The organism is Deltaproteobacteria bacterium (assembly GCA_018668695.1).
GTDB lineage: Bacteria > Myxococcota > XYA12-FULL-58-9 > XYA12-FULL-58-9 > JABJBS01 > JABJBS01.
In genome coordinates this window covers 1-4,981 of sequence record JABJBS010000144.1, presented here as the reverse complement: position 1 = coordinate 4,981, position 4,981 = coordinate 1, and the positions used below count along the sequence as shown (strand labels likewise).

The 4,981-nt window shown below is 50.4% G+C and carries 4 protein-coding genes; 3 read left to right on the top strand and 1 reads right to left on the bottom strand.

Annotated elements, in window-relative coordinates; genetic code table 11:
* Window positions 1–689, top strand: a 689-nt coding sequence (locus HOK28_07805) for an AMP-binding protein (GenBank protein ID MBT6432977.1), incomplete at its 5' end; no start/stop codon positions are given.
* 1 nt (window position 690) lies between these two features.
* Here the strand turns inward: HOK28_07805 and HOK28_07800 are convergent.
* Window positions 691–1,920: a response regulator gene (locus HOK28_07800; GenBank protein MBT6432976.1), complete on the bottom strand. Its 1,230-nt coding sequence runs from the start codon at window positions 1,918–1,920 to the stop codon at window positions 691–693.
* Window positions 1,921–2,484: 564 nt separating this feature from the next.
* Here HOK28_07800 and hisG point away from each other — a divergent pair.
* Together hisG and HOK28_07790 are read left to right on the top strand one after the other, a co-directional pair.
* Entirely contained in the window at window positions 2,485–3,360 is an 876-nt protein-coding gene (gene hisG / locus HOK28_07795; GenBank protein ID MBT6432975.1) for an ATP phosphoribosyltransferase, read from the top strand.
* On the top strand, window positions 3,360–4,981 hold a 1,622-nt coding region (locus HOK28_07790), incomplete at its 3' end, for a TIGR01548 family HAD-type hydrolase (GenBank protein MBT6432974.1). The genes hisG and HOK28_07790, both read left to right, overlap by 1 nt.

Genomic DNA, 4,981 nt, shown 5'->3' with positions numbered 1-4,981 from the left:
TATCTCCTCTTCCTGGCGCGACACCATGTAAGCCTGGTTCAGCAACACTTCCCTTCTTCGGAGTTCAGCCCATTCTTGTGGACGATGAAGGAAAAGAACTCGTGGGCAATGGCGTCTCGGGGAACTTGTGTTTAAAGCAGCCTTGGCCAGGGCAGAGTCGAACGATTTGGGGAGATCATGAGCGGTTTTGCCAAACTTACTTCTCCATGTTTCCTGGGCTTTATTTCACAGGTGATGGTTGTCGCAGAGATGAGGATGGCTATTACTGGATTACTGGCCGTGTCGATGATGTCCTCAATGTATCAGGCCACCGGTTAGGAACAGCGGAAATTGAAAGTGCGTTGGTTGCACATCCGTCGATTGCAGAGGCAGCGGTCGTGGGTTACCCACATGAGATTAAGGGCACGGCAATCTTTGCTTACGTGCAAGTCAATCAGAGTGCGCAAAGTGGTGATTCTAAGGTCCTGATCGACGAACTCAAGGGCTGTGTTCGTAAAGCCATTGGACCGATTGCTACCCCAGAAGCATTGCAATTTGTATCAGGCCTTCCGAAAACCAGATCTGGCAAGATTATGCGTCGCATTCTGAGAAAGATTGCATCCGGTGAGTATGGGGAATTGGGTGATGTTACAACGCTCGCAGATCCTGCAGTGGTGGAGAGCCTTATTGAAGGCCACCGCGCCCGTTGAGTCAGAATGTTAAGGTTGTGTTTTCAGAAGGTGCAATCACTTCAGTGGACGATTCCAATTCACGAAGTCGTGCTTGAGCTTGACCCAGCTTATGGTCGATGTCCGCATCGGTTTGAGCTGGATCGTGATGAAACAAGCACAACTGTTTGGCTTGAGCTTCATGTGCAACGTCGACGACTTCTCGAACACATGAATGTCCCCACCCTGTATGTGCAGGGTATTCTTCGTCACTGTAGGTGGTATCCATAATCAGCGTGTCGGCGCCCTTGATAAACTGAATCAACTTGTTGCGATAGACAGGGTCAAAATGCTGACTGTCTTTGGGGAAGAGCTCGTTATCAGTGATGTAGCAAAATGAACGGTCACGATAATCTACGCGGTATCCTAAACAGTAACCAGGATGATTTAAAAGCATCGTGCTCACTTTTATCCCGTCAAATTCAACCGTCTCTTCACATAGGTTCCGGAAATAGACTCTTGCGGCAAATTGATTTAGGTTCACTGGGAAGTAAATCCCGTCCATTTGGCCAGCGATGAGTTCACGCATGGAGATATCTCCGTGGCTGGCTCCAAGAATCTCAATCTCGTTTCCCTGCTGATAGAGCGGTGCGAAGAATGGAAGTGCGTTGATGTGGTCCCAGTGTGGGTGTGAGATGAAGATCCGCGAGTGAAAATTACTTAAGTTTTTAGTCGCTAAGCTATCTGATAACTGCTTGATACCGCTGCCCGCATCAAAGATAAGAGATTGCCCACGAGCAAACTCGAGTGAGACACATGATGTATTGCCGCCGTAGCGCAGGGCGTCTGGGCCACATACCGGCAATGTTCCGCGAACTCCCCAGAAAGTAAGCTCAACCTTATCATCGAGTGCTTTGGTGAGTTCGGAGCGAAACTGTTCCGGAGTCATCGGGCGTTGTAAATAACCATCAGCGCCCATTTCGAGAGCTCGTTTTCGGTCGAGGGCGTAGGGCTTTGAAGATACGAATACGACCCGGATGCCTTCGCAAGCGGGGTGGTTTTTAATGCTGTGACAAAGTTTGAGCCCGTCCATGTCGGGAAGCATCAAGTCGATTAAGACGCAGTCCGGCTGTTCGGCAATCGCGCGTTCCAAAGCCTCAGCTCCAGTTCCGGCGTGATGAACGACATGACCGGCCGAAGCCAGAAGGTCTATTTCGCGGCAAAGCGATTTGTGGATGCCGTTAACGGCAAGGATACTTAGGGCGGTAACCATACTATTTCTCACTTTTCTTCTCAGCCTAGAAACGTTTGAGAAGAGATATTCACGCGGGGTAAGCGTGTACGCCAGCTAAAAGCAATCGGTGCCTGGGGGCAGTGAGTCCATTAACAAGGCGTTACTGGGCCATAATGGCGGCGCACACTCTTGTCAAAGCAATAATCTCGGTCGTCGGCGCATTTTGATCATTTTTTATTTAGCATAGTGCCCACGTTTTATGTATTCATATCAGTGACTTAGGGCTGATGAAGATGGCCTTGGAATGTTGTAAGTCTGAGGACACGCTCCTTGGAGTGGTGTCAGGGAATCCTCGCGTTCACTGACAGACTTGACTTCTGTGACGCAGCGCACGATAGTTGAGCCATCATGAAGCAACAATTTCAACACCATCTGCATCATCATGGCCTCTGGGTCGGCTGATGGGTAGGTGTATTTGATTCTTGCTCCATCCACGCCGACCATAGGGTCGGCGTTTTGGTTTTCAGACCAAATGTTGATCCTTGAGGCAGTATGAAACAACCTCCCGTTTGCGATGAACGCAAGCGTTGAAAGGACAGCATTATGGAAAACAATCCCTCAACAGAGTGTGTGCGACTGGCATTACCTAAAGGCCGAATGAAAGACGGGGTTTTCTCGATTCTATCTGAGGCAGGTATCCGCATAAAAGTTAGTGACCGGGGCTACCGTCCCTCGATTAACTTGCCCGACTTCGAGGTGAAAATCTTGAAGCCACAGAATATCGTCGAAATGTTGGATGCGGGTAGCCGCGACCTTGGCTTTGCCGGTGATGACTGGGTTCAAGAAAAAGGTGCCAATCTGGTAGAGCTGGTTGATACGCGTATGGATCCTGTGAAGGTTGTAGCTGCCGCGCCGCGCCCTCTATTAGAGAATGGCAAACTTCCAAAACAGCACCTGGTGATTGCATCTGAATATGAGAACCTCACGCGCAACTGGATCAAGCGTGAAGGTTTAGATGCAACGTTTGTGCGGTCCTACGGGGCGACTGAAGTTTTCCCACCCGAGGATGCAGATTGCATCGTGGACAACACTTCAACGGGCTCGACCCTGCGAGCAAACAATCTGGATATTGTTGGTACCGTGGCGACTTCTTCCACAAGGCTTTATGCAAACCCAAGAGCCATGGAAATTCCGAAGAAAAAAGCAGCGATAGAAAACTTTGCCATGCTGGTTCAGTCTGTTTTGGCAGCGCGGAGCCGTGTGATGGTAGAAGTTAACGTCACTGCAGATAAGCTCGACAGTGTGGTTGAGGCCTTGCCGTGCATGCGTGATGCGACTGTTTCGCCTTTACGGGACAGCAAAGGTTTTGCGGTTAAAGCAGCTGTGCCGAGAGATGAACTCCCAACGGTGATTCCAATGATTAAGTCATCGGGGGGCACGGATATCGTTGTAACTCGATTATCTCAATTGGTGCCGTAATGAGTTCAGAGAAGCAGGAAGAGAAAACGTTGTCGGTTCAGCCAGCCAACGCGGTTGCGGGTGTGAAGCCCTATAAAATACCGCCAAGGCGTCAAGTGGTTGATTTGCCGCTGGGCAATACAGAGCGATTGTTTTTCACGGACGCGGAGTCCAAAGATTTACAAGCTCTGTTATCAGACCAAACCATTGATGACGTGATTGGCTATCCAAACCCTACGGTGCTGGAGGCGATGATTGCCGAGCAGTATGGGGTGGATACGGACCAAGTCATCGTCACCGCTGGCGGGGATGAATCATTGGAGCGGGCATGCAAGAGCGTTTTGATGCCTGGTACCGAAATCATCGTGCCTTATCCTACCTTCGAAATGATTCCTATTTATGCCGGCCTCTGCGGTGCCAAGGTCGTAGATGTTCCTTGGGTTGACGGCGCCTATCCGGTTGAGAGTGTTTTAGGTGCGATCACTAAAAATACTCGCGCTATCGTGATGATCAGTCCCAACAACCCAACGGGAACCAGCTTAACGGCGGAACAAGTTGACCAGCTGGCTCGCGGCGCAAAAGATGTTTTAGTCATTGCAGACCTTGCATACGCAGAATTCGCAAAAGAAGACTTGATGCCAACGCTGCTGAAGCACTCGAATGTTGTTATCACCCGGACCTTTTCCAAGGCGCTGGGGCTGGCCGGATTGCGAGTGGGGTATGCCATCGGGGATGCACGTGTCATCGCATGGCTTAAGGGAGCCAGTGGCCCGTACACGGTTTCCAAATTGTCATTGGCCATGGCCAAGGCACGGATGCAGGCGGAGCAGGCTCCGGTTCAAGCTTATATCGAACGGGTTCAGGCTGAGCGTGACAAGCTCGTGGCCCTTCTGCAAGAACTCGGTGCAACCAGTATCCCAAGTCAAGCAAACTTTGTTTTGGCGCGGTTTGAGAAAAGCGCTTGGGTTAAGGATGCTTTAGAAGGTTTAGGAATCGGCGTCCGAGTGTTTCCAGGAAAGCCTGGTTTGGAAGGTGCGGTACGTATCACCTGCCCAGGTAACGATGAGGTCTTCGAGCGATTGTGTGATGGGTTCCGGGCAGCCCTCAACCCGGAAGCGATGATTTTCGACTTGGACGGAGTTTTGGCTGATGTTTCGGGTTCTTACCGAGCAACGATTGTCGAGACCGCTGCAGCATTTGGAGTGACCGTTACCTCTGAGCAGATAAGCGCGCAAAAAGCAGCTGGCAATGCCAACAACGATTGGGTTGTAACACAAAGGCTTTGTGAGGAGGCCGGAGTAAACATTGATTTCGAAGCAATCAAAGATAAGTTTGAAGAAATTTATCAAGGAACTGCCGAGGCGCCAGGTTTGCGCTCCACAGAAACACTTCTCACTCCGAAGGTATGGCTGAATGCTTTGAAAGCGAAATTGCCGCTCGCGATTGTGACCGGACGACCTAGAAGCGATGCGCTTTGTTTTTTCGAAGAGAACGACATCTTAGACTGCTTCGAAGTTCTCGTTTGCATGGAAGATGCAGCGCTTAAACCTGATCCCGCTCCCGTCAATCTGGCTCTCCAAAAACTTGGAGTTAAATATGCCTGGATGATTGGGGATACGCCTGACGACATTCGCGCATCCAG